At 69.9% G+C, this 18,984-nt stretch carries 16 protein-coding genes and 1 riboswitch; of the genes, 12 read left to right on the forward strand and 4 right to left on the reverse strand.

All coding sequences use genetic code 11. The features are described from left to right. Positions 1-216 precede the first annotated feature (216 nt). The 10 genes from clsA (at position 217) to IG90_RS0112060 (ending at position 10,231) form a co-directional block, all read left to right on the forward strand. Complete coding sequence (clsA, locus tag IG90_RS0112015; protein WP_030581864.1) at positions 217-825, forward strand: cardiolipin synthase ClsA; 609 nt, start codon at positions 217-219, stop codon at positions 823-825. Between the two features lie 112 nt (positions 826-937). Continuing rightward, positions 938-3,433 (forward strand): mannose-1-phosphate guanyltransferase, encoded by a 2,496-nt coding sequence (locus IG90_RS0112020; protein WP_030581867.1) that lies wholly within the window; start codon positions 938-940, stop codon positions 3,431-3,433. Between the two features lie 96 nt (positions 3,434-3,529). After that, the gene (locus IG90_RS0112025; protein WP_078585265.1) at positions 3,530-4,444 is read left to right on the forward strand and encodes a DUF881 domain-containing protein; all 915 of its coding nucleotides are present in this window, start codon (positions 3,530-3,532) and stop codon (positions 4,442-4,444) included. Further along, positions 4,441-4,773, forward strand: a complete 333-nt coding sequence (locus tag IG90_RS0112030; protein WP_003970459.1) for a small basic family protein — start codon at positions 4,441-4,443, stop codon at positions 4,771-4,773. Before IG90_RS0112025 ends, IG90_RS0112030 begins: the two co-directional genes overlap by 4 nt. Positions 4,774-4,778: 5 nt before the next feature. Continuing rightward, the gene (locus IG90_RS0112035) at positions 4,779-5,591 is read left to right on the forward strand and encodes a DUF881 domain-containing protein (RefSeq protein ID WP_030581873.1); all 813 of its coding nucleotides are present in this window, start codon (positions 4,779-4,781) and stop codon (positions 5,589-5,591) included. A 190-nt stretch (positions 5,592-5,781) separates the two neighbouring features. Continuing rightward, the gene (locus tag IG90_RS0112040; protein ID WP_078585266.1) at positions 5,782-6,561 is read left to right on the forward strand and encodes an FHA domain-containing protein; all 780 of its coding nucleotides are present in this window, start codon (positions 5,782-5,784) and stop codon (positions 6,559-6,561) included. A 42-nt stretch (positions 6,562-6,603) separates the two neighbouring features. Then, positions 6,604-7,347 (forward strand): transcriptional regulator FtsR, encoded by a 744-nt coding sequence (gene ftsR, locus IG90_RS0112045; protein ID WP_030581879.1) that lies wholly within the window; start codon positions 6,604-6,606, stop codon positions 7,345-7,347. A 53-nt stretch (positions 7,348-7,400) separates the two neighbouring features. Then, positions 7,401-7,874, forward strand: coding sequence for a bifunctional nuclease family protein (locus IG90_RS0112050; protein ID WP_006123076.1), 474 nt, complete (start codon positions 7,401-7,403; stop codon positions 7,872-7,874). A gap of 168 nt (positions 7,875-8,042) precedes the next feature. Continuing rightward, positions 8,043-8,669: a MerR family transcriptional regulator gene (locus IG90_RS0112055; protein ID WP_030581882.1), complete on the forward strand. Its 627-nt coding sequence runs from the start codon at positions 8,043-8,045 to the stop codon at positions 8,667-8,669. Positions 8,670-8,776: 107 nt separating this feature from the next. Next, a complete protein-coding gene (locus IG90_RS0112060; RefSeq protein WP_030581885.1) occupies positions 8,777-10,231 on the forward strand; it encodes a DNA polymerase IV in 1,455 nt (484 codons plus the stop codon). Here the strand turns inward: IG90_RS0112060 and IG90_RS0112065 are convergent. Beyond that, the gene (locus tag IG90_RS0112065) at positions 10,153-10,524 is read right to left on the reverse strand and encodes a PRC-barrel domain-containing protein (RefSeq protein ID WP_030581887.1); all 372 of its coding nucleotides are present in this window, start codon (positions 10,522-10,524) and stop codon (positions 10,153-10,155) included. The genes IG90_RS0112060 and IG90_RS0112065 overlap by 79 nt on opposite strands. 132 nt (positions 10,525-10,656) lie before the next feature. Then, positions 10,657-10,754: riboswitch (glycine riboswitch) on the forward strand. 193 nt (positions 10,755-10,947) lie between these two features. On the opposite strand from IG90_RS0112065, the gene gcvP reads away from it, so the two are divergent. Continuing rightward, complete coding sequence (gcvP, locus tag IG90_RS0112070) at positions 10,948-13,833, forward strand: aminomethyl-transferring glycine dehydrogenase (RefSeq protein ID WP_030581890.1); 2,886 nt, start codon at positions 10,948-10,950, stop codon at positions 13,831-13,833. A 103-nt stretch (positions 13,834-13,936) separates the two neighbouring features. Here the strand turns inward: gcvP and IG90_RS0112075 are convergent, their stop codons facing one another. Further along, positions 13,937-14,143 (reverse strand): DUF5999 family protein, encoded by a 207-nt coding sequence (locus tag IG90_RS0112075; RefSeq protein ID WP_007452228.1) that lies wholly within the window; start codon positions 14,141-14,143, stop codon positions 13,937-13,939. Between the two features lie 326 nt (positions 14,144-14,469). Continuing rightward, the gene (locus IG90_RS0112080) at positions 14,470-15,054 is read right to left on the reverse strand and encodes a hypothetical protein (RefSeq protein ID WP_030581894.1); all 585 of its coding nucleotides are present in this window, start codon (positions 15,052-15,054) and stop codon (positions 14,470-14,472) included. Between the two features lie 484 nt (positions 15,055-15,538). Here IG90_RS0112080 and IG90_RS0112085 point away from each other — a divergent pair, with 484 nt between their 5' ends. After that, positions 15,539-17,044 carry a glutamate-cysteine ligase family protein gene (locus IG90_RS0112085; protein ID WP_030581896.1) on the forward strand — a complete coding sequence of 502 codons (1,506 nt, stop codon included), beginning with the start codon at positions 15,539-15,541 and terminating at the stop codon, positions 17,042-17,044. 105 nt (positions 17,045-17,149) lie between these two features. On the opposite strand, the gene IG90_RS0112090 is transcribed toward IG90_RS0112085, so the two are convergent. After that, entirely contained in the window at positions 17,150-18,943 is a 1,794-nt protein-coding gene (locus tag IG90_RS0112090; RefSeq protein WP_233435980.1) for a substrate-binding and VWA domain-containing protein, read from the reverse strand. Positions 18,944-18,984 lie beyond the last annotated feature (41 nt).

Raw genomic sequence — 18,984 nt, forward strand, 5'->3', positions numbered from 1 at the left:
TTCAGCGCCGATGGTACTGCAGGGGGGACCCTGTGGGAGAGTAGGACGCCGCCGAACAATTTTTCCGGGAAAGCCCCGCACCTTTTGGTGCGGGGCTTTCCTGCGTTCCCGGGCACTTTCCGCAGTGGCTTCGCTCCACCCCAGTGCACCGGGCGGGGGAAGCTGAGGGTAGGGTCAGGGGGCATCATTGGCACGTTCTTCACAGGAGGCTCCCGGGTGGAGGTCCAGGAGACTCGGGTTCAGACAGACCGGGTCCTCACCATCCCCAACATCCTCAGCATGGCTCGCCTTGTCGGGGTACCGCTCTTCCTGTGGCTGATTCTCCGCCCCGTGTTCGGAGGGCCCAACAGCGACAACTGGGCGTTGTTGGTGCTGATGCTCAGTGGTATCAGCGACTACCTCGACGGGAAGCTCGCCCGCAAGTGGAACCAGATCAGCAGCCTCGGCCGGCTGCTGGACCCGGCGGCGGACCGCCTCTACATCCTTTCCACCCTGCTTGGCCTCACCTGGCGTGAGATCTTGCCCGTCTGGGTCACCGCGGCCCTTCTCGCCCGGGAACTGATGCTTCTCGTGATGGTGGCCATCCTGCGCCGCCACGGCTATCCGCCCCCCCAGGTCAACTTCCTCGGGAAAGCTGCAACGTTCAACCTGATGTACGCGTTCCCCTTGTTGCTGCTCAGCGACGGGAGTGGTTGGCTGGCCACACTGGCTGCCGTTTTCGGATGGGCGTTCGCAGGATGGGGTACAACGCTCTACTGGTGGGCAGGAATCCTCTACGTGGTTCAGGTCCGCCGTCTCGTGCAGGCGGACGCAGTAGCCGATTGAGCTCGTTGAAGCGGTGCCGCGCAATGTGGCCGGCCCGCGGCAGAAGTTTCGAATGATGCCCCGACGGGCGAACTCGGCTAACCGTCGTCTCTTCTAGGAGGACGTTTCCGACATGAAGGCCGTCGTGATGGCTGGCGGCGAAGGCACACGTCTTCGCCCCATGACCTCGAGCATGCCCAAGCCGCTCCTGCCCGTGGCCAACAGGCCGATCATGGAGCACGTGCTGCGGCTGCTCAAGCGGCATGGGCTCAGCGAAACAGTAGTGACCGTCCAGTTCCTGGCCTCCCTCGTCAAGAATTATTTCGGGGATGGCGAGGAACTCGGGATGGAACTCACCTATGCCAACGAGGAGAAGCCACTCGGCACCGCGGGCAGCGTGAAGAACGCCGAGGAGGCCTTGAAGGACGACACGTTCCTCGTCATCTCCGGTGACGCGCTCACCGACTTCGACCTCACCGACCTCATCGCGTTCCACAAGGAAAAGGGCGGCCTTGTCACGGTCTGCCTGACCAGGGTTCCCAATCCGCTGGAATTCGGGATCACCATCGTGGACGAGAACGGTCAGGTCGAGCGGTTCCTGGAGAAGCCGACCTGGGGGCAGGTCTTCTCGGACACCGTGAACACCGGCATCTACGTCATGGAGCCCGAAGTCTTCGACTACGTCCAGGCCGACACCTCGGTCGACTGGTCCGGAGACGTCTTCCCTCAGCTGATGAAGGAAGGCAAGCCCATCTACGGCTATATCGCCGAGGGCTACTGGGAGGACGTCGGCACACACGAGAGCTACGTCAAGGCCCAGGCGGACGTCCTGGAGCGCAAGGTCGACGTGGAGCTCGACGGCTTCGAGATCTCGCCCGGTGTGTGGGTCGCCGAAGGCGCGGAGGTCCACCCCGACGCCGTGCTGCGCGGGCCGCTGTACATCGGCGACTACGCCAAGGTCGAAGCGGACGTCGAGATCCGGGAGCATACGGTCGTCGGGTCGAACGTCGTCGTGAAGACCGGCGCCTTTCTCCACAAGGCCGTGGTGCACGACAACGTGTACATCGGACAGCACAGCAACCTCCGGGGCTGCGTGGTCGGCAAGAACACCGACATCATGCGCGCGGCCCGGATCGAGGACGGTGCCGTCATCGGAGACGAATGCCTGGTCGGCGAGGAGTCGATCATCCAGGGCAACGTCCGGGTGTACCCGTTCAAGACCATCGAGGCCGGCGCGTTCGTCAACACCTCGGTGATCTGGGAGTCCCGAGGACAGGCGCACCTCTTCGGAGCGCGCGGGGTCTCCGGGATCCTGAACGTCGAGATCACCCCCGAACTGGCCGTGCGGCTGGCCGGCGCCTACGCCACGACCCTCAAGAAGGGCTCGACGGTCACGACCGCGCGTGACCACTCCCGAGGCGCCCGTGCTCTCAAGCGGGCCGTCATCTCGGCCCTCCAGGCCAGCGCCATCGACGTCCGGGACCTGGAGAACGTACCGCTGCCCGTGGCACGTCAGCAGACCGCCCGGGGCAGCGCCGGCGGCATCATGATCCGCACGTCACCCGGGGTGCCCGACTCGGTGGACATCATGTTCATCGACGAGCGGGGGGCGGACCTCTCGCAGGCGCAGCAGCGCAAGCTCGACCGGGTCTACGCCCGCCAGGAGTACCGCAGGGCCTTCCCCGGCGAGATCGGGGACCTGCACTTCCCGTCCAGCGTGTTCGACTCGTACACCGGCTCCCTCCTGCGGAACGTGGACGTCGAGGGCATCGCTGAGTCCGGGCTCAAGGTCGTCGTCGACGCCTCCAACGGCAGCGCCGGGCTTGTTCTGCCCAGCCTCCTGGGGCGGCTCGGCGTGGACGCGCTGACGATCAACCCCGGGCTCGACGAGTCGCGGCCCACCGAGTCCGCCGAGACCCGGCGGGCCGGTCTGGTGCGGCTCGGGGAGATCGTGTCCTCCGCGCGGGCGGCCTTCGGGGTGCGGTTCGACCCGGTGGGCGAGCGACTCTCCCTCGTCGACGAACTGGGCCGGATCATCGAGGACGACCGGGCCCTGCTGGTCCTCCTCGATCTCGTCGCCGCCGAGCGGCGCAGCGGTCGTGTCGCCCTGCCCGTGACGACCACGCGCGTCGCCGAGCAGGTGGCGGCCTACCACGGCACCCAGGTGGAGTGGACGACCACCTCGCCCGACGACCTGACCCGGGTGGGCCGTCAAGAGGACACCATCTTCGGAGGAGACGGGCGCGGAGGGTTCATCGTTCCCGAATTCAGCAGTGTCTTCGACGGGACCGCCGCCTTCGTCCGGCTCATCGGTCTCGTCGCGCGCACCCAGCTCACGCTGAGCCAGATCGACGCCCGCATTCCCCGGGCGCACGTCCTGCGGCGTGACCTGGCGACGCCCTGGGCCGTCAAGGGGCTCGTCATGCGGCGGGTCGTCGAAGCGGCCGGTGACCGCAGCGTGGACACCACGGACGGGGTCCGCGTGGTCGAGGCGGACGGGCGGTGGATCATGGTGCTGCCCGACCGGGCGGAGGCCGTCACCCATCTGTGGGCGGAAGGCCCGGACGACGCCTCTGCCCAGGCACTGCTCGACGAGTGGGCCGCGGTGGTGGACAGCGCGGGCGAGTGATGCGACGACGGTGCGCCGCGCCCCCCGGGCAGGGGGTCGCGGCGCACCGGTGGGGCCATTCGGCGGCAGCCGTGATGACGTGCGACGATGTGCGGCATGTCGCAGCAGTCCCCCGATCGGAGCACCGCCTCGCCGCCCGCACGCCCCGACGCCTCCATGTCGCTGCTGAACAACGTGATGGACCACAGCCTCGACGACGGGTACGCGGAGGCCTCGGCGCGACGCAAGGCCGACGGGAGCGCGGGGCTGCCCCGTACGCTCAAGTCGAAGCTCGGCCTGGCCGCCGGACTGGTGGTGGCCGCCCTGGTGGTCACTCTCGGCGCCGCCGAGGCGCGGATCTCGGCGCCGGTCGTCGCCAAGGAGCGCGAAGAGCTGATCGACCGCATCGACGCGGAGACGCAGGCCGCGGACACGCTCGAGTCGGATGTCGAGGCGCTCCGCTCCGATGTGAGTGAACGTCAGCGCAAGGCCCTGGAGCGGCACGGCGGAGACCAGGGCGAGCTCGTGGCGCTGCTTGCCGGAGCGACTCCGGTCGAGGGGCCCGGCGTGAAGCTGATCGTCGACGACGCGAAGAACACCGACCAGGGCGGGGGCGGCCCCCGTGAGTCGTCGGGCTTCTCCGACACCGGACGGGTGCGCGACCGGGACATGCAGCGAGTCGTCAACGGCCTGTGGGAATCCGGTGCCGAGGCCATCGCCATCAATGGGCAAAGGCTGACGGCCCTGTCGGCCATCCGGGCCGCCGGCGACGCCATACTGGTCGACAACAGGCCGCTCGTACCGCCGTACACGGTGCTCGCGGTGGGGGACGGGAAGAAGCTCGCGACCGCCTTCCAGGACAGCGCGGACGGCCAGTACCTGCAGGCGCTCAAGGAGAGCTTCGACATCCGCACCAGCATCTCCGATCAGTCGAAGGTGAGGCTTCCGGCCGCGCCGAGCCTGATCGTTCGTACAGCAGAGCCGAAGGCCGCCGGCAGTGGTGCGGCAGACACAGGGAAGGGCACATCGTGATCGCCGTACTGGGCCTCGTCGTGGGAGTCGTGGTCGGACTGTTGGTCCGGCCCGAGGTACCGGCGGTGGTCGAGCCCTACCTGCCGATCGCGGTGGTCGCCGCGCTCGACGCCGTGTTCGGCGGTCTGCGGGCCATGCTCGACGGCATCTTCGTCGACAAGGTCTTCGTGGTCTCCTTCCTCTCCAACGTCGTGGTGGCCGCGCTGATCGTCTTCCTCGGCGACAAACTCGGTGTCGGAGCTCAGCTCTCCACGGGTGTGGTGGTCGTGCTCGGCATCCGGATCTTCTCCAACGCCGCCGCGATCCGCCGGCACGTCTTCCGGGCTTGAGGCCGATGAACAACGACGAGAATCCCCGCAGCGAACAGCCGGAGGGCGGCGCGTCCGCCGTCCCGGACGCTCCCGCGCCGCCGCCCGCGGCCGAGGAGGTGTCCGGTCGGCAGCGGCTCAAGGCGGGGCTGTGGCCGCCTCGGCTGAGCCGGGCCCAACTCATCGTCGCCGTGCTGCTGTTCGGGCTCGGTCTGGGGCTCGCCATCCAGGTGCGGTCCACCAGCGACGACAGCGCGCTGCGTGGCGCCCGGCAGGAGGACCTGGTCCGCATCCTCGACGAAGTCGACGACCGGACCCAGCGCCTGGAGGACGAGAAGCAGCGCCTGGACGATCAGCGCGCCGAGCTGGAGAACAGCTCCGACCAGGCCGAGGAGGCCCGGAAGCAGACGCTGGAGAAAGAACGCCAGCTCGGCATCCTCGCGGGCACCGTGGCGGCCGAGGGCCCCGGAATCACGCTGACGATCACCGACCCCTCGGGGGCGGTCGCGCCCGACATGCTGCTCGACGCCATTCAGGAACTGCGGGCGGCGGGTGCCGAGGCGATCCAGGTCAACGGTGTGCGGGTGGTGGCCAACACCTACTTCTCCGGCGACGCCGGGGACGTCCGGGTGGACGGAAAGAAGATCGAAGCGCCGTACGAGTTCACGGTGATCGGCAAGCCGCAGGATCTGGAGCCTGCTCTCAACATCCCCGGCGGTGTGGTGCAGACGCTGGAGAAGGAGCAGGCCACGGTGCTCGTGGAGCGGTCCGACGACATCGTCGTGGACGCCTTGCGACCGGCGCAGCGGCCTGACTACGCTCGGTCGTCATCCCTGTGAGCCGGGCGAGCGAGACGGCCGGCGGACCGGGTCGGACGGTTGCGGGGGGTCGGCGCACCGGATTGGTGGTGCGTGGTGGAAACTGTCGGGTGGATACGGACGTTGTGAAGATGTCCGGGTCGGCAGGTGTGTTCAATCAGGGTTCGTCCTGCCCCACGGGCGGGTCTATGTCGGTCAAGGGGAATCGCCCGTGAAGTTTTTTGCGAAGTTGTTCAGGAAGAGTGCACGCGAGGACAGCAACAGTGCTGCCCGCCACCGCGCGCCGCGCCACGGTCAGGGCGAGGAGCAGGAGGCGGAGCGTCCGCTCTTCCGTGACGAGGTGTCCGGCGCCCCGGGTGGTGACGGCGTGTCGTCTGTTGACCCTGCCGGTGCCGGACGCATAGGTTTCGGCGAACCATCAGCCTCGAGTACGGGTGGAGGGTTCACCCCGGAGGGCTCGTCGATGCCGGTCTGTACGAGGTGCGGTCACCGCAACGCGGAGGCCAGCAGGTTCTGTTCCAACTGCGGCGCGCCGCTGCGGGGCGGCGTTCCCGAGCGTCCCTCGGAGACGACGTCCACGATCTCCATCTCCGGTCTCGAGGCGTACGAGGCGGAGGCGACGGGCCAGACCGCTCTGCCTTCGCTCTCCCCGGAGGCCCAGGCCGCGGTCGACGCGCTGCCCAGCGGTTCGGCGCTGCTGGTCGTGCGGCGCGGCCCGAATTCCGGGAGCCGCTTCCTGCTCGACAGCGACCTGACGACGGCCGGCCGCCACCCTCAGAGCGACATCTTTCTCGATGATGTGACCGTGTCGCGGCGTCATGTGGAGTTCCGCAGGAGCCCGGACGGTAGCTTCACCGTGGGTGATGTCGGCAGCCTCAACGGCACCTACGTCAACCGTGAGCGCATCGATTCGGTCCAGCTGTCCAACGGCGACGAAGTCCAGATCGGAAAGTACCGCCTGGTCTTCTATGCGAGCCCGCGGGGCGTGTGACCAGCCCCCGGACTCCGTCCGGGGGGACCCCCAGGAAGGCCCATGCTGCGAACACCGACAGGCGGTGCCGGCCACGGCACCGCCACCGCGGAAGCGCGCCCGATGAGCATCGGAACGGTGCTCATCCAGCTGCGCGAGGAGTTTCCCGAAGTCACCATCTCCAAGATCCGGTTCCTGGAGGCCGAGGGGCTCATCGAGCCGCAGCGCACTCCTTCCGGATACCGGAAGTTCGCTCCGCGTGATGTGGAGCGCCTGGCGCAGGTGCTCCGCATGCAGCGGGACCACTACCTGCCGCTGAAGGTCATCCGGGAGCACTTGGACGCGCTGGCCCGGGGGGAGCAGCCCGTGCTGCCCTCGCCCGGCGACCGGCGGGACCTCGCCGAAGGAGTGTGGGAGGCCGATGCCGGCGCGGCGACCGCCGCCCGGATCGGGCGGGCCGAGCTGCTCGCGGCGGCCGAGGTCGACGAGGACCGGCTGGCCGAATGGGAGTCCTACGGGCTCATCGTCCCGGCCCCCGAGGGCGGCTACGACGCCGCGATGGTGACCGTCGCCAAGCTGGTGGCGGATCTGGGGCGTTTCGGTCTGGAACCGCGTCATCTTCGTGCCATGCGAGCCTCCGCCGACCGGGAGGCGGGGTTGGTGGAGCAGCTGGTCGCGCCCCTGCGCCGACACCGTAATCCGCAGACCAGAGCCCATGCCGAGGCCACCGCGAACGAGCTCGCAGAGCTGTCCGTACGGCTGCACGCGGCCCTCGTGCAGAGCGCTCTGCGCAGCCGTCTGCACTGACCTCGGCGGAGCCCGACTACCCAAACATGGCGAGCACGTCCTAGGGTTGCTGTGTGAACGAGCTCGACGTTGTCGGTGTCCGGGTGGAAATGCCCTCCAACCAACCGATCGTTCTCCTGCGTGAAGTGGGAGGCGACCGGTACCTCCCCATTTGGATCGGTCCTGGAGAGGCGACCGCGATCGCCTTCGCCCAGCAGGGCATGGCTCCCGCCAGGCCGCTGACCCATGACCTGTTCAAGGATGTGCTCGAGGCCGTGGGCCAGGAGCTCACCGAGGTCCGCATCACGGACCTCCGCGAAGGGGTCTTCTATGCGGAGCTCGTCTTCGCCAGCGGAGTCGAGGTGAGCGCACGGCCTTCCGACGCCATAGCGCTCGCCCTGCGGACCGGCACGCCGATCTACGGCAGTGACGGCGTGCTGGACGATGCGGGCATCGCGATCCCCGACGAGCAGGAGGACGAGGTGGAGAAGTTCCGCGAATTCCTCGACCAGATCTCTCCGGAGGACTTCGGTACGAACAGCCAGTGACCGTCCCGCAAGGGTGCCGTCAGCGCATCCGAGAAGCCTTTCCCGGAAACGAGACACGGGAAACCACCCTGAGGGTGATTATCACTCGGCGTGCCGAGTGTGGCGATCGTTGACGCACCCCGAGTGACTGCCTACCTTCGAGTGGGCAGGTCAAGGACGGAGGTCGGCGTGAGAAGCAGCGGCGACGGTACGGCGGAGGGTGGGCCGTATCCGCAGCACGGCAGTGGAGCCGACCCCGCCATCAGGCAGCCGGTTCAACCGGCAGCGGTGGCAGCGGGCGGCGTGGCAGCGGCGAGTGATTCCGGTGACATCGGCTATCGCGGACCGACGGCGTGCGCGGCGGCGGGGATCACCTACCGCCAGCTGGACTACTGGGCGCGTACGGGGCTGGTCGAGCCCAGTGTGCGCCCGGCCTACGGGTCGGGGACCCAGCGTCTGTACAGTTTCCGGGACGTGGTGCTCCTCAAGATCGTCAAGCGGTTCCTGGACACCGGGGTCGCTCTGCAGAACATCCGCACCACGGTCCAGCATCTGCGGGCCCGCGGTTTCCAGGATCTTGAGCGGATGACGCTGATGAGCGACGGGGCCACGGTCTACGAGTGCTCCTCGCCCGACGAGGTCGTCAGCCTGCTCCAGGGCGGGCAGGGGGTCTTCGGGATCGCCGTCGGCGTCGTCTGGCGGGATGTGGACGCGGCGCTCTCGCAACTGCACGGCGAGCGGGTCGACACCGGCGAGACGCTCGTCGGCCACAACCCCGCGGACGAGCTGGCGCGGCGCCGCAACCGGGCCGGCTGAGCTCGCTCGACGAACGGGACGACGAACAGCATGACAGCGGGACGGTCCGGCTCTCCTTGGAGCGCCGGACCGTCCCGCTGTCAGTGCCGTAGGGCAGCATCGACGGTGTGAGACCCGCGCCCACCATCCTTCACCTGGACATGGACGCCTTCTACGCGTCGGCGGAGCAGGCGGCCAAGCCGAGCCTGCGCGGCAAGGCCGTCGTGGTGGGCGGCCTCGGCCCGCGCGGAGTGGTCGCCACCGCCTCGTACGAGGCCCGGCGCCTGGGCGTGCACTCGGCGATGCCCACCGCGCAGGCCCGGCGCCTCGCACCGAACGCGGCCTACCTGGTGCCCCGCTTCTCCCTGTACCGGTCGGTGAGCGACCAGGTGATGGAGCTCCTGGGGCGGCTGTCGCCCCTGGTGGAGCCGCTCAGCCTGGACGAGGCCTTCGTGGACCTGGAGGCCGGCGGGACGGCGGACGACTCGGCGTCGGCCCGGGCTACGGGGGAGAAGCTGCGGGCGGCCATCCGGGCGGTGACCGGCCTCAGCGGATCCGTCGGACTCGCCGGTTCCAAGATGCTCGCCAAGATCGCGTCCGAGGGGGCCAAGCCCGACGGGCTGCTCGTCATCGAGCCGGGCACCGAGCGCGAGCTGCTCGCCCCCAGGTCCGTCCGCATCCTTCCGGGGGTCGGCCCGGCCACCGGGGACCACCTCAGACGCGCGGGAATGACCACCGTCCACGACCTGGCCGAGGCGGGCGAGGCGGAGCTCGTGCGGCTGGTCGGCAAGGCCCACGGCCACGGGCTGTACCGGATGGCGCTGGGGCTCGACGACCGGCCGGTGGTCGCCGAACGGGACACCAAGTCCGTATCGGTGGAGGACACCTTCGACGTGGACCTGCACGACCGGGTGCGGGTGCGCGCCGAGGTGGAGCGGCTGGCCGTCCGGTGCGTGGAACGGCTGCGTGCCGCCGACCGGTCGGGCCGCACGGTGGTGCTGAAGGTGCGCCGCTACGACTTCTCCACGCTGACCCGCTCCGAGACCCTCAGAGGCCCCACCGACGACCCCACGGTGGTCCGTGAGGCGGCGGCGCGGCTGCTGGAGTCCGTCGACACCACGGGAGGCGTACGGCTCCTGGGGGTCGGCGTCACGGGTCTCGCCGACTTCACGCAGGAGGACCTGTTCGCCCAGGCCGCCGACGCCCGGGAGCTCGCACAGCGGGCCCAGGAGCACCGGGCGCCGGCCGTGGAGGGCGGCGAGGAGACCGGGCCGGAGCCCGAGACGGACGGCCCGGAGCTGCTCACCGCCCGGCGCTGGCCCGCCGGACACGATGTGCACCACGAGGAGCACGGGCACGGCTGGGTGCAGGGCAGCGGCGTCGGCCGGGTCACCGTCCGGTTCGAGGAACCGTGGAGCGCGCCCGGCCGGGTTCTGACGTTCCGCATCGACGATCCGCGCCTGCGGCCCGCCGATCCGCTGCCGCTCGTCCGCGAAGCGGCCGACTACTCCTCCTGGCCCGCCAGCTTGCCGAAGTCCCGGTCGGACGCCGGATCCTCCGGGGGCGGGGAGTCCAGCCCGTAATGGCGGTAGAGCTGCAGTTCCTGCTCGGGCGAGAGGTGCCGGCCGACGCCGAAGTCGGGCGCGCCCTTGATCAACGCGCGGTCGAAGGGGACACGGAGCACGTCCTCGACGAATTCGCTGGGTTCCAGGGGGACGAAGGCGTCCCTGCTGAACAGGCCGGTGCGGACGGCCGCCCACTCGGGCACGCCCGTCGCGTCGTCGAGATAGACCTCATCCACCGTTCCGATCTTGGCGCCCTTGCGATCGAATGCCTTGCGGCCGATCAGGCGGCGCGGATCGATATCGGTCTGCACGGTGCCTCCCACTGGTCGCAACTGCTCAGGGTGTTCCCTGTCGCTCCACCAGCACCACACAAGTGCAGATCCGTGGTGTCGGCCACTCGAGAGCTCCGGCGCAGTGGCCGCTGGTAGGCTGGCAGTGGCTGCTGACCCCGTGCGGGAGAGTCCTCCGGTGCAGAATCCGGAGGCGCCGAAGGAGCAACTCCTCCCCGGAATCTCTCAGGCCCCCGTACCGCACGGTTGAGGTCACTCTGGAAAGCAGGGCGGTTCCGTGCGGGCGCAGGCTCTGACGGACTCGACCCTCACCGACGGTGAAAGTCGGCACGCCTGCGGGCGGGCCGGTGAAGCTCTCAGGTTGAGATGACAGAGGGGGAGGCCGTTCGGGCACCCGCGCCGTGGTGCCCCTCGCAGGTCGTGACAGACCAGGAGGCCTCCACCATGACCCCCCGTCGCACTTCGCTCTCCCAGCTGGAGCAGGGAATTCCGTTCGAGCAGCGCCACATAGGCCCCGACGCCGGAGCCCAGGCGAAGATGCTTGCCCAGGTCGGTTACGGCTCCCTCGACGAGCTGACCGCCGCCGCGGTGCCCGATGTGATCAAGAGCGCGGAGGCCCTTAACCTTCCCTCGGCGCGCACCGAGGCGGAGGTCCTGGCCGAGCTGCGGTCGCTGGCCGACCGCAACAAGGTGCTCGCCCCGATGATCGGCCTCGGCTATTACGGCACCTTCACGCCGCCGGTCATCCTGCGCAACGTCATGGAGAACCCCGCGTGGTACACGGCCTACACGCCGTACCAGCCGGAGATCTCCCAGGGCCGCCTGGAGGCCCTCCTGAACTTCCAGACGATGGTCGCCGAGCTGACCGGGCTGCCCACCTCCGGCGCATCCCTGCTCGACGAGGGCACCGCGGCCGCCGAGGCGATGGCGCTCGCACGGCGCGTCGGCAAGGTCAAGAAGGGCGTCTTCCTGGTCGACGCCGACACCCTGCCGCAGACCGTCGCGGTCATCGAGACCCGCGCCGAGCCCACCGGCGTCGAGGTCGTCGTCGCCGACCTGAGTGACGGCATCCCCGCCGAGATCGCCGAGCGCGGCGTTTTCGGCGTCCTGCTCCAGTACCCGGGCGCCTCCGGTGCCGTGCGCGCCATCGAGCCCGTCATCGAGCAGGCCCACGAGCTCGGCGCGATCGTCACCGTCGCCGCCGACCTGCTGGCACTCACGCTCCTCACCTCGCCCGGGGCGCTCGGCGCCGACATCGCGGTCGGCACCACCCAGCGCTTCGGCGTCCCGATGGGCTTCGGCGGCCCGCACGCCGGCTTCATGGCGGTCCGCGACAAGTTCGCCCGCTCCCTGCCCGGCCGCCTCGTCGGTGTCTCCGTCGACGCCGACGGCAACAAGGCCTACCGCCTGGCCCTCCAGACCCGCGAGCAGCACATCCGCCGCGAGAAGGCCACCAGCAACATCTGTACGGCTCAGGTGCTGCTCGCCGTCATGGCGGGGATGTACGCGGTCTACCACGGCCCCGAGGGCCTGCGGACGATCGCCCGGCGCACCCACCGCCTTGCCGCGATCCTGGCCGACGGTCTGCGGAGCGCCGGCGTCGACGTCGTGCACGGCGCGTTCTTCGACACCCTGACCGTGCGCGTCCCCGGCAAGGCCGCGGGCATCGTCGCGGACGCCAGGGAGCGCGGGGTCAACCTCCGCCTCGTCGACGCCGACCACGTCTCCATCGCCTGTGACGAGACCACCACTCGGGGGCAGATCTCCGCCGTCTGGGCCGCCTTCGGCGCCAAGGGCGACATCGAGGCGCTGGACGCCACGGTCGCCGACACGCTGCCCGAGGCACTGCTGCGCACCGACGACATCCTCACCCACCCGGTCTTCCACCAGCACCGCTCCGAGACCGCGATGCTGCGCTACCTGCGCAAGCTCGCCGACCGCGACTACGCGCTGGACCGCGGCATGATCCCGCTCGGCTCCTGCACCATGAAGCTGAACGCGACCGCCGAGATGGAGTCGATCACCTGGCCCGAGTTCGGCGCGCTGCACCCCTTCGCCCCGGCCGAGCAGGCACAGGGCTTCCTCACCCTCATCCGTGAGCTGGAGGAGCGCCTGGCGGAGGTCACCGGCTACGACGCGGTGTCCATCCAGCCCAACGCCGGCTCCCAGGGCGAGTTCGCGGGTCTGCTTGCCGTCCGGGCGTACCACCGGGCCAACGGCGACGACCAGCGCACCGTCTGTCTCATCCCGTCCTCCGCGCACGGCACCAACGCCGCCAGCGCCGTGATGGCCGGCATGAAGGTCGTCGTGGTGAAGACCGCCGACGACGGCGAGGTCGACATCGCGGACCTGCGCGCCAAGATCGAGCAGCACCGCGACGAGCTGGCCGTGCTCATGATCACCTACCCGTCCACGCACGGGGTGTTCGAGGAGCACGTCGCCGACATCTGCGGCGAGGTGCACGACGCGGGCGGCCAGGTCTACGTCGACGGCGCCAACCTCAACGCGCTGGTCGGGCTCGCCAAGCCCGGCAAGTTCGGCGGCGACGTCTCGCACCTGAACCTGCACAAGACCTTCTGCATCCCGCACGGCGGCGGCGGCCCCGGCGTCGGCCCGGTCGGCGTCCGCGCCCACCTCGCCCCGTACCTCCCCAACCACCCGCTCCAGCCCGCCGCGGGCCCGGAGACCGGTGTGGGCCCGATCTCGGCCGCCCCGTGGGGCTCGGCGGGCATTCTGCCGATCTCGTGGGCGTACGTCCGCCTGATGGGCGGCGAGGGTCTCAAGCGGGCCACGCAGGTGGCCGTGCTGGCCGCGAACTACATAGCCAAGCGCCTGGAGCCGCACTTCCCGATCCTGTACAACGGCCCGGCCGGTCTGGTCGCGCACGAGTGCATCGTGGACCTGCGTCCGATCTCCAAGGCGACCGGCGTCTCCATCGACGATGTGGCCAAGCGTCTGATCGACTACGGCTTCCACTCGCCGACCATGTCGTTCCCGGTGGCCGGCACGCTGATGATCGAGCCGACGGAGAGCGAGGACCTCGCGGAACTCGACCGGTTCTGCGACACCATGATCGCGATCCGGGCCGAGATCGAGAAGGTCGCCACGGGGGAGTGGAGCGAGGACGACAACCCGCTGTCCAACGCCCCGCACACCGCGGCCGCGCTCGGCGGCGACTGGGAGCACGGCTACAGCCGTGAGGAAGCCGTCTTCCCGGCCGGTGTGTCCGCCGCGGACAAGTACTGGCCGCCGGTGCGCCGCATCGACGGGGCCTTCGGCGACCGGAACCTGGTCTGCTCCTGCCCCCCGCTGGACGCGTACGACGACTGAAGCCGCCTGTCGTAGGGCGTGCGCCGTGAGCGGCGTACGCCGGACATGCGTCGGGGCCGGTGCGGAGATCTCTCCGGGCCGGCCCCTGTTCGTACGACCGTCCTCAGGCGGCCTTCACCACGCGGCCGGCTGCCAGCGGCCGGTGCGGGGCGATGATCTGCCCGTCGGGCAGCAGTTCGCCGGTGTCCTCGAAGAGCAGGACGCCGTTGCACAGGAGGCTCCAACCCTGCTCGGGATGGTGGGCCGTCAGGCGGGCGGCCTCCCGGTCGGGTGAATCGGCGGTGGGGCAGGGTGGCTGGTGCTGGCACATGGATGGGTTCTTTCGCTGCGTCGAGTCGAGTGGCCTGCGGCTGGATGAGGTCTTCATGGCCGCCCCCGTATCAGTCGGTCCGGTCCCAGTGTTGCCTTACGGGGAAGATTCCGCAGGGATTTCGCTGCAGCACCCGTACTCCTCCCATGACGCGTCACCCGCGCGGAGGGTTCACCGCAACTGCACTGTCCCTTTGGGTGGTTCGGGGTGGCCGGATGGGGCTAGTCCGTGTGGGCAGCACATCGCCCCCGCAGTGCCCCCTTCCGCCGTCCGGTCTGCGGGCGGATCAGGGGTGCTGCGGGGGCGATGTGCCGGGGTGGCGCCGGTCAGGCCGAGCTGAGGAGCGGCCCGGGGGCCACGCGCAGCGAGATGACGGGCAGCAGATCGGCGACCCGGTGCGGGCGGTGGGCGGCGATGCCCGGCGGGGCAGGGGCCAGGGGCACCAGGACGTCCGTCGGCGCGAGCACCCCGTCGGCCGGATCGGCCTCGGTGTCGCCGTGCAGCCAGAGGGTGAGCATGTACAGCTCCGGGATGGACAGCAGCCGTGCTTGGCAGGTGCTGGCCGACGCCTCCGCCTGCCGGACGGCCAGCTCGGTCGAGGCGAGGTAGGGCCCCTCGAAGAAGTGCGAGAACGTCCAGCCGTCGGGGGTGAGCACCGTGTCCGCCGCGGCGACCGCGCGGCCCTCGCTCCGAATCAGGAAACGCCAGGCCGCGAGGCGTGTCAGGGGTGCTGTCCGGGTGGGAGTGATCCGGTCCAGCACATGGACGGGAAGCGGTAGTTCGGGGCTCAGCGGTCCCTGGACGGACCGGAGAGCGGACGTTCTGGCTTCCCGGACGGCGGTGGGAGAACCGAGGGCCGCGAGAACGCTGCGCAGGGCGGGCGCGGGGGCCGAGGGGACATGCAGCGGCATAGTGGGTCGCCTCTCACTTGGAGACACGGTGGAGCTTGGGCGGGTGCAGACGGCGCTGTCGGCATGCGGGGCCGGAGACGGCCGGTGACGGGCGAGTCGTATCAACTCTCTGCCTCGTTGAGCGGAGTTTATATGACGCATGCTCACACAGTGTTTCCGCTAGCAGCCGGGGATATGTCGCACAAGGCGTCATCCGGCCTTCGAATCACGGTATTTCCTGGTGATTTGATCTCGTGTTGCCGACCTCGGCCTGGGACCCTTCCGGCTGTGCGGTCGGCCGAAACTCGTCGGTGTTTCCGCCACGCATGGTCCAGCTGAAAATTCGGGCAGCCGCATGCCGCGGGAATGTGCCCCGGTCTCCTTCAACCAGACTATCGGGTATCGGAGGTCCATGGGGGCGTTACGGATCACTCCCGCTGGGCATTATCGATCGTGATGCGAGCGGCCTGGGCCGCGGGCCGCCCACTGGAGGAAGGACCCCTAGATGGGGGAGAAGGTCGTGGCGGTAGCCGTTGACCTGTCCGATCGACAGGAGTACCGCACCAAGCTCAACCAGTGCCTGGAGGCTCTGGGCAGACTCCTGGAAGAGCGGAGGTTCGACCGTCCGCGGAACCTGATGGGGCTGGAGATAGAGCTGAATCTCGCGGGTTCCGACGGGATGCCCCGGATGATGAATCAGGAAGTTCTCCAGCGCATCGCGAGCCGGGATTTCCAGACCGAACTGGGGATGTTCAATCTCGAAGTGAATATCGTTCCGCACCGCCTCGGCGGCCGGGTATTCGATCAGCTCTCGGAGGAGTTGCGGACCGGCCTCGCCTATGCGCACCGCAAGGCGGGGGAGGTGGACGCGGGGATCGTGATGATCGGAATCCTGCCCACCCTGGGGGAGCACGACGTGGTGTCCGCGAATCTCTCGGACGTGGATCGTTACACCCTGCTCAACGATCAAATGGCGGCCGCCCGGGGGGAGGATTTCGCCCTCGATATCGAAGGCGTCGAGCGACTGGTCTGTACCTCGCCCTCGATCGCCCCGGAATCGGCCTGCACCTCGGTCCAGCTGCACCTCCAGGTGACGCCGGCCCGGTTCGCCGACGTGTGGAACGCCGCCCAGGCGATCACCGGCGTCCAGGTCGCGCTGGGCGCCAATGCCCCTTTCCTCTTCGGCAAGGAGCTGTGGCGGGAGTCGCGGCCACCGCTGTTCCAGCAGGCCACCGACGTACGGCCGCCCGAGCTGGCGAACCAGGGCGTGCGCCCCAGGACCTGGTTCGGGGAGCGCTGGATCCGATCCGCGTACGAGCTGTTCGAGGAGAACCTGCGCTACTTCCCGCCGCTGCTGCCGATCTGCGACGACGAGGACCCCCTGACGGCGCTGGACGAGGGCAGGGTGCCCGAGCTGGCCGAGCTGGTGCTGCACAACGGCACCGTCTACCGCTGGAACCGCCCGGTGTACGGGATCGCCGACGGCGTTCCCCATCTGCGGGTGGAGAACCGGGTGCTGCCCGCCGGGCCGACGGTCACCGACGTGATCGCCAACGCCGCGTTCTACTACGGGCTCGTGAGGGCGCTCGCCGAGGAGTCCCGGCCGGTGTGGAGCAGGCTGCCGTTCGAGGCCGCCGAGGAGAATTTCACCGAGGCCTGCCGGCACGGCATCGAGGCCGAGCTGCTCTGGCCGCGGCCGGGCCGCTCCGGCCAACTGGCCAGGATCCCCGCCGTACAGCTGGTGCTGGAGGAACTGCTGCCGCTGGCCGCCGCGGGCCTGGACGCCTGGCACATCGAGCCCGCGGACCGCGACCGCTATCTGGGGGTGATCGAGGAGCGCTGCAAGCGGCGCGTCAACGGGGCCTCCTGGCAGGTGGCCACGTACCGCCGGGCCCTGGACGCCGGACTCGGGCGGGACGCGGCACTCGCGGCGACCACGCGCCGCTACGCCGAGCTGATGCACGCGGGGGAGCCGGTGCACACCTGGCCGGTGGGCTTCCCGGCGCCGTGAGGGCGCCGCACCGGGCGCCGGTGACCGCACGGCGGTGCCGCATGGCAGTGACGGGTCCGGTCCTGGGCCGGTCACTGCCATGCGGTGCGCGCGGCTTCCGCCCGCTCACTCCTGTGCGGCGCGTCCGTTCTGGCCCGCTGCCATGATGGCCTGCAGGATCACCGCCTGGATCTCCGCCGGGTCGCTCACCGCGTAGCCGTCGCCGCCGGTGACCCGCGCGATCTCGGCGACCTCGTCGCGGTCCGCGTCCGGGCCCACCGCGATGGCGATGACCGGGACGGGGCGCTCCGGGTCGCGGAGCTCCTTCAGTTCCGCGATGAGCCCGCTCCGCGAGATGCCGTGTCCGTCCTGGTCGGAACCGTCGGTGAGGATCACCAGGGCGTTGAACTTGCCCTTCACGTAGGTCGACCGGGCCTCCTGGTACGCGGCCAGCGTGGTGTCGTACAGCCCGGTCGCACCGCCCTGCACCGGCTGCAGGCCCGTGAACGCGGCCGTGAGCTTCTCCCGGTGGGTCCCGCCGCCCGTGGCCGGGTCGCCGAGCCGCTTCGTCGGCATGAGCCGCCGGTAGTCCTTCTCGCCGTCCAGCGTGGTGGCGAACTCCCACAGCCCGATCTCGTCGTTCGGGGTGAACTGGCCCAGCGCCTGGATCAGCGACTCCTTGGTGACGTCCATCCGGGACTGGCCCCGGCCCGGTACGAGCGTCGCCATGGAGCCGGAGGCGTCGACCACCGTGGTCAGCCGGGCGCTCTGCACGGTGATGGTCCACATCCCGAGCGTTTCCTGGAGCTCCTTCGCCGAGGGCGCCTCGGCGGCCGGTTCGGCGTACGGCTGGGGCTTCCTGCCACCGGCCGCCACGACGAGGGAGTCCTCCGCGGTCCCGTCGCCGGCCCGGAACCCGTGCTCGGCGAAGGTGTCCTGAGCTTCCCGGTCGCCCAGCAGGTTCATGAAGCGCAGGGCCGCGCGGGACTCCGCGGTGCTCAGGCGTACCTCGTTGACCAGCGTGTACGGGTAGTCCAGCAGCGTAGTGCCGTCTTCCGGGTAGAACAGGTCCAGCTTGCCCCCGCCGGTCGCCTCCGCGTTGTGCGTGAACGCCGACTGTTCGGAGACCAGGACCGCCTGGTTGCGCTTCGGGTTGCCCTCCTCGGCCCCGGACGTGCTCCGCGCCAGGGTCTCCAGCACCTGCGCGTCGCCGTCCGACATCCGCTCGGCGAGCACCTTCGCGGTCTGGGCGACCCGGGTGTCGCTGTCCCCGCCCTGCCGCGCGGACGAGGCGCCGATGCCGGCGAGCGCCAGCAGCCCGGTGGCGCTGCGCGCCGGGTCCGCGGCGCCGAGACGTACCCGGTCCGACCCGAGTGCCCCGGCGACCAGCTCGGCCCAGGTGTACGTCTTCCCGGGCCAGCCCAGCGCCCGCGAGGCGGACGGCACCATGGCCAGGGCCACCGGTGAGGAGGCCACCGAATCGGACGGGGAGACGGGAATGCCCTCGCCCAGCCCCTTGGCCCGCTCCAGCCACAGGTCGGAGTCGGGCAGCCAGACCTGGAAGTCGGGATCCGCGCCCCCGGCGGCGAGGGCTTCGGCGACCTTGTGCGAATCGCGGGCCAGCACCTCCACCACGAGGCAGTGACCGTCGGCCCTGACCTCGTCCGCGCGGGCCTGCTCGGCTATGGAGCGTACGGCGGGGGCGATGTCCGGGGACGCGACCACGGACAGACGCACGGCGGAGTCCTCGCAGGATTCGGAGAACGACAACAGGCCGCCCTTGGCCGCTACAGCCGTTCCCGTCGCCACGGCGAGGACGAGCAGGGTGGCGATGACGACCGTACGACGCCGGCGCCGGGAGTTCGGGCGGTCCCGGCCTCCTTCCGCCCCGTAGCCGTCGGGCAAGCTATGACGTCCCATGTCGGTGGTGCCCCTCCTTGAGGTGAAACAAGGAAAAGGGG

The organism is Streptomyces anulatus (assembly GCF_000721175.1).
GTDB classification, from domain to species: Bacteria; Actinomycetota; Actinomycetes; order Streptomycetales; family Streptomycetaceae; genus Streptomyces; species Streptomyces anulatus_C.

What these genes read in the sequence shown, in the direction of transcription:
- IG90_RS0112020 (WP_030581867.1), top strand. Translation starts at nt 938, where the DNA reads ATGAAGGCCGTCGTGATGGCTGGCGGCGAAGGCACACGTCTTCGCCCC.
- IG90_RS0112025 (WP_078585265.1), top strand. Translation starts at nt 3,530, where the DNA reads ATGTCGCAGCAGTCCCCCGATCGGAGCACCGCCTCGCCGCCCGCACGC.
- IG90_RS0112035 (WP_030581873.1), top strand. Translation starts at nt 4,779, where the DNA reads ATGAACAACGACGAGAATCCCCGCAGCGAACAGCCGGAGGGCGGCGCG.
- ftsR (WP_030581879.1), top strand. Translation starts at nt 6,604, where the DNA reads ATGCTGCGAACACCGACAGGCGGTGCCGGCCACGGCACCGCCACCGCG.
- gcvP (WP_030581890.1), top strand. Translation starts at nt 10,948, where the DNA reads ATGACCCCCCGTCGCACTTCGCTCTCCCAGCTGGAGCAGGGAATTCCG.
- IG90_RS0112075 (WP_007452228.1), bottom strand. Translation starts at nt 14,143, where the DNA reads ATGTGCCAGCACCAGCCACCCTGCCCCACCGCCGATTCACCCGACCGG.
- IG90_RS0112080 (WP_030581894.1), bottom strand. Translation starts at nt 15,054, where the DNA reads ATGCCGCTGCATGTCCCCTCGGCCCCCGCGCCCGCCCTGCGCAGCGTT.
- IG90_RS0112085 (WP_030581896.1), top strand. Translation starts at nt 15,539, where the DNA reads ATGGGGGAGAAGGTCGTGGCGGTAGCCGTTGACCTGTCCGATCGACAG.
- IG90_RS0112090 (WP_233435980.1), bottom strand. Translation starts at nt 18,943, where the DNA reads ATGGGACGTCATAGCTTGCCCGACGGCTACGGGGCGGAAGGAGGCCGG.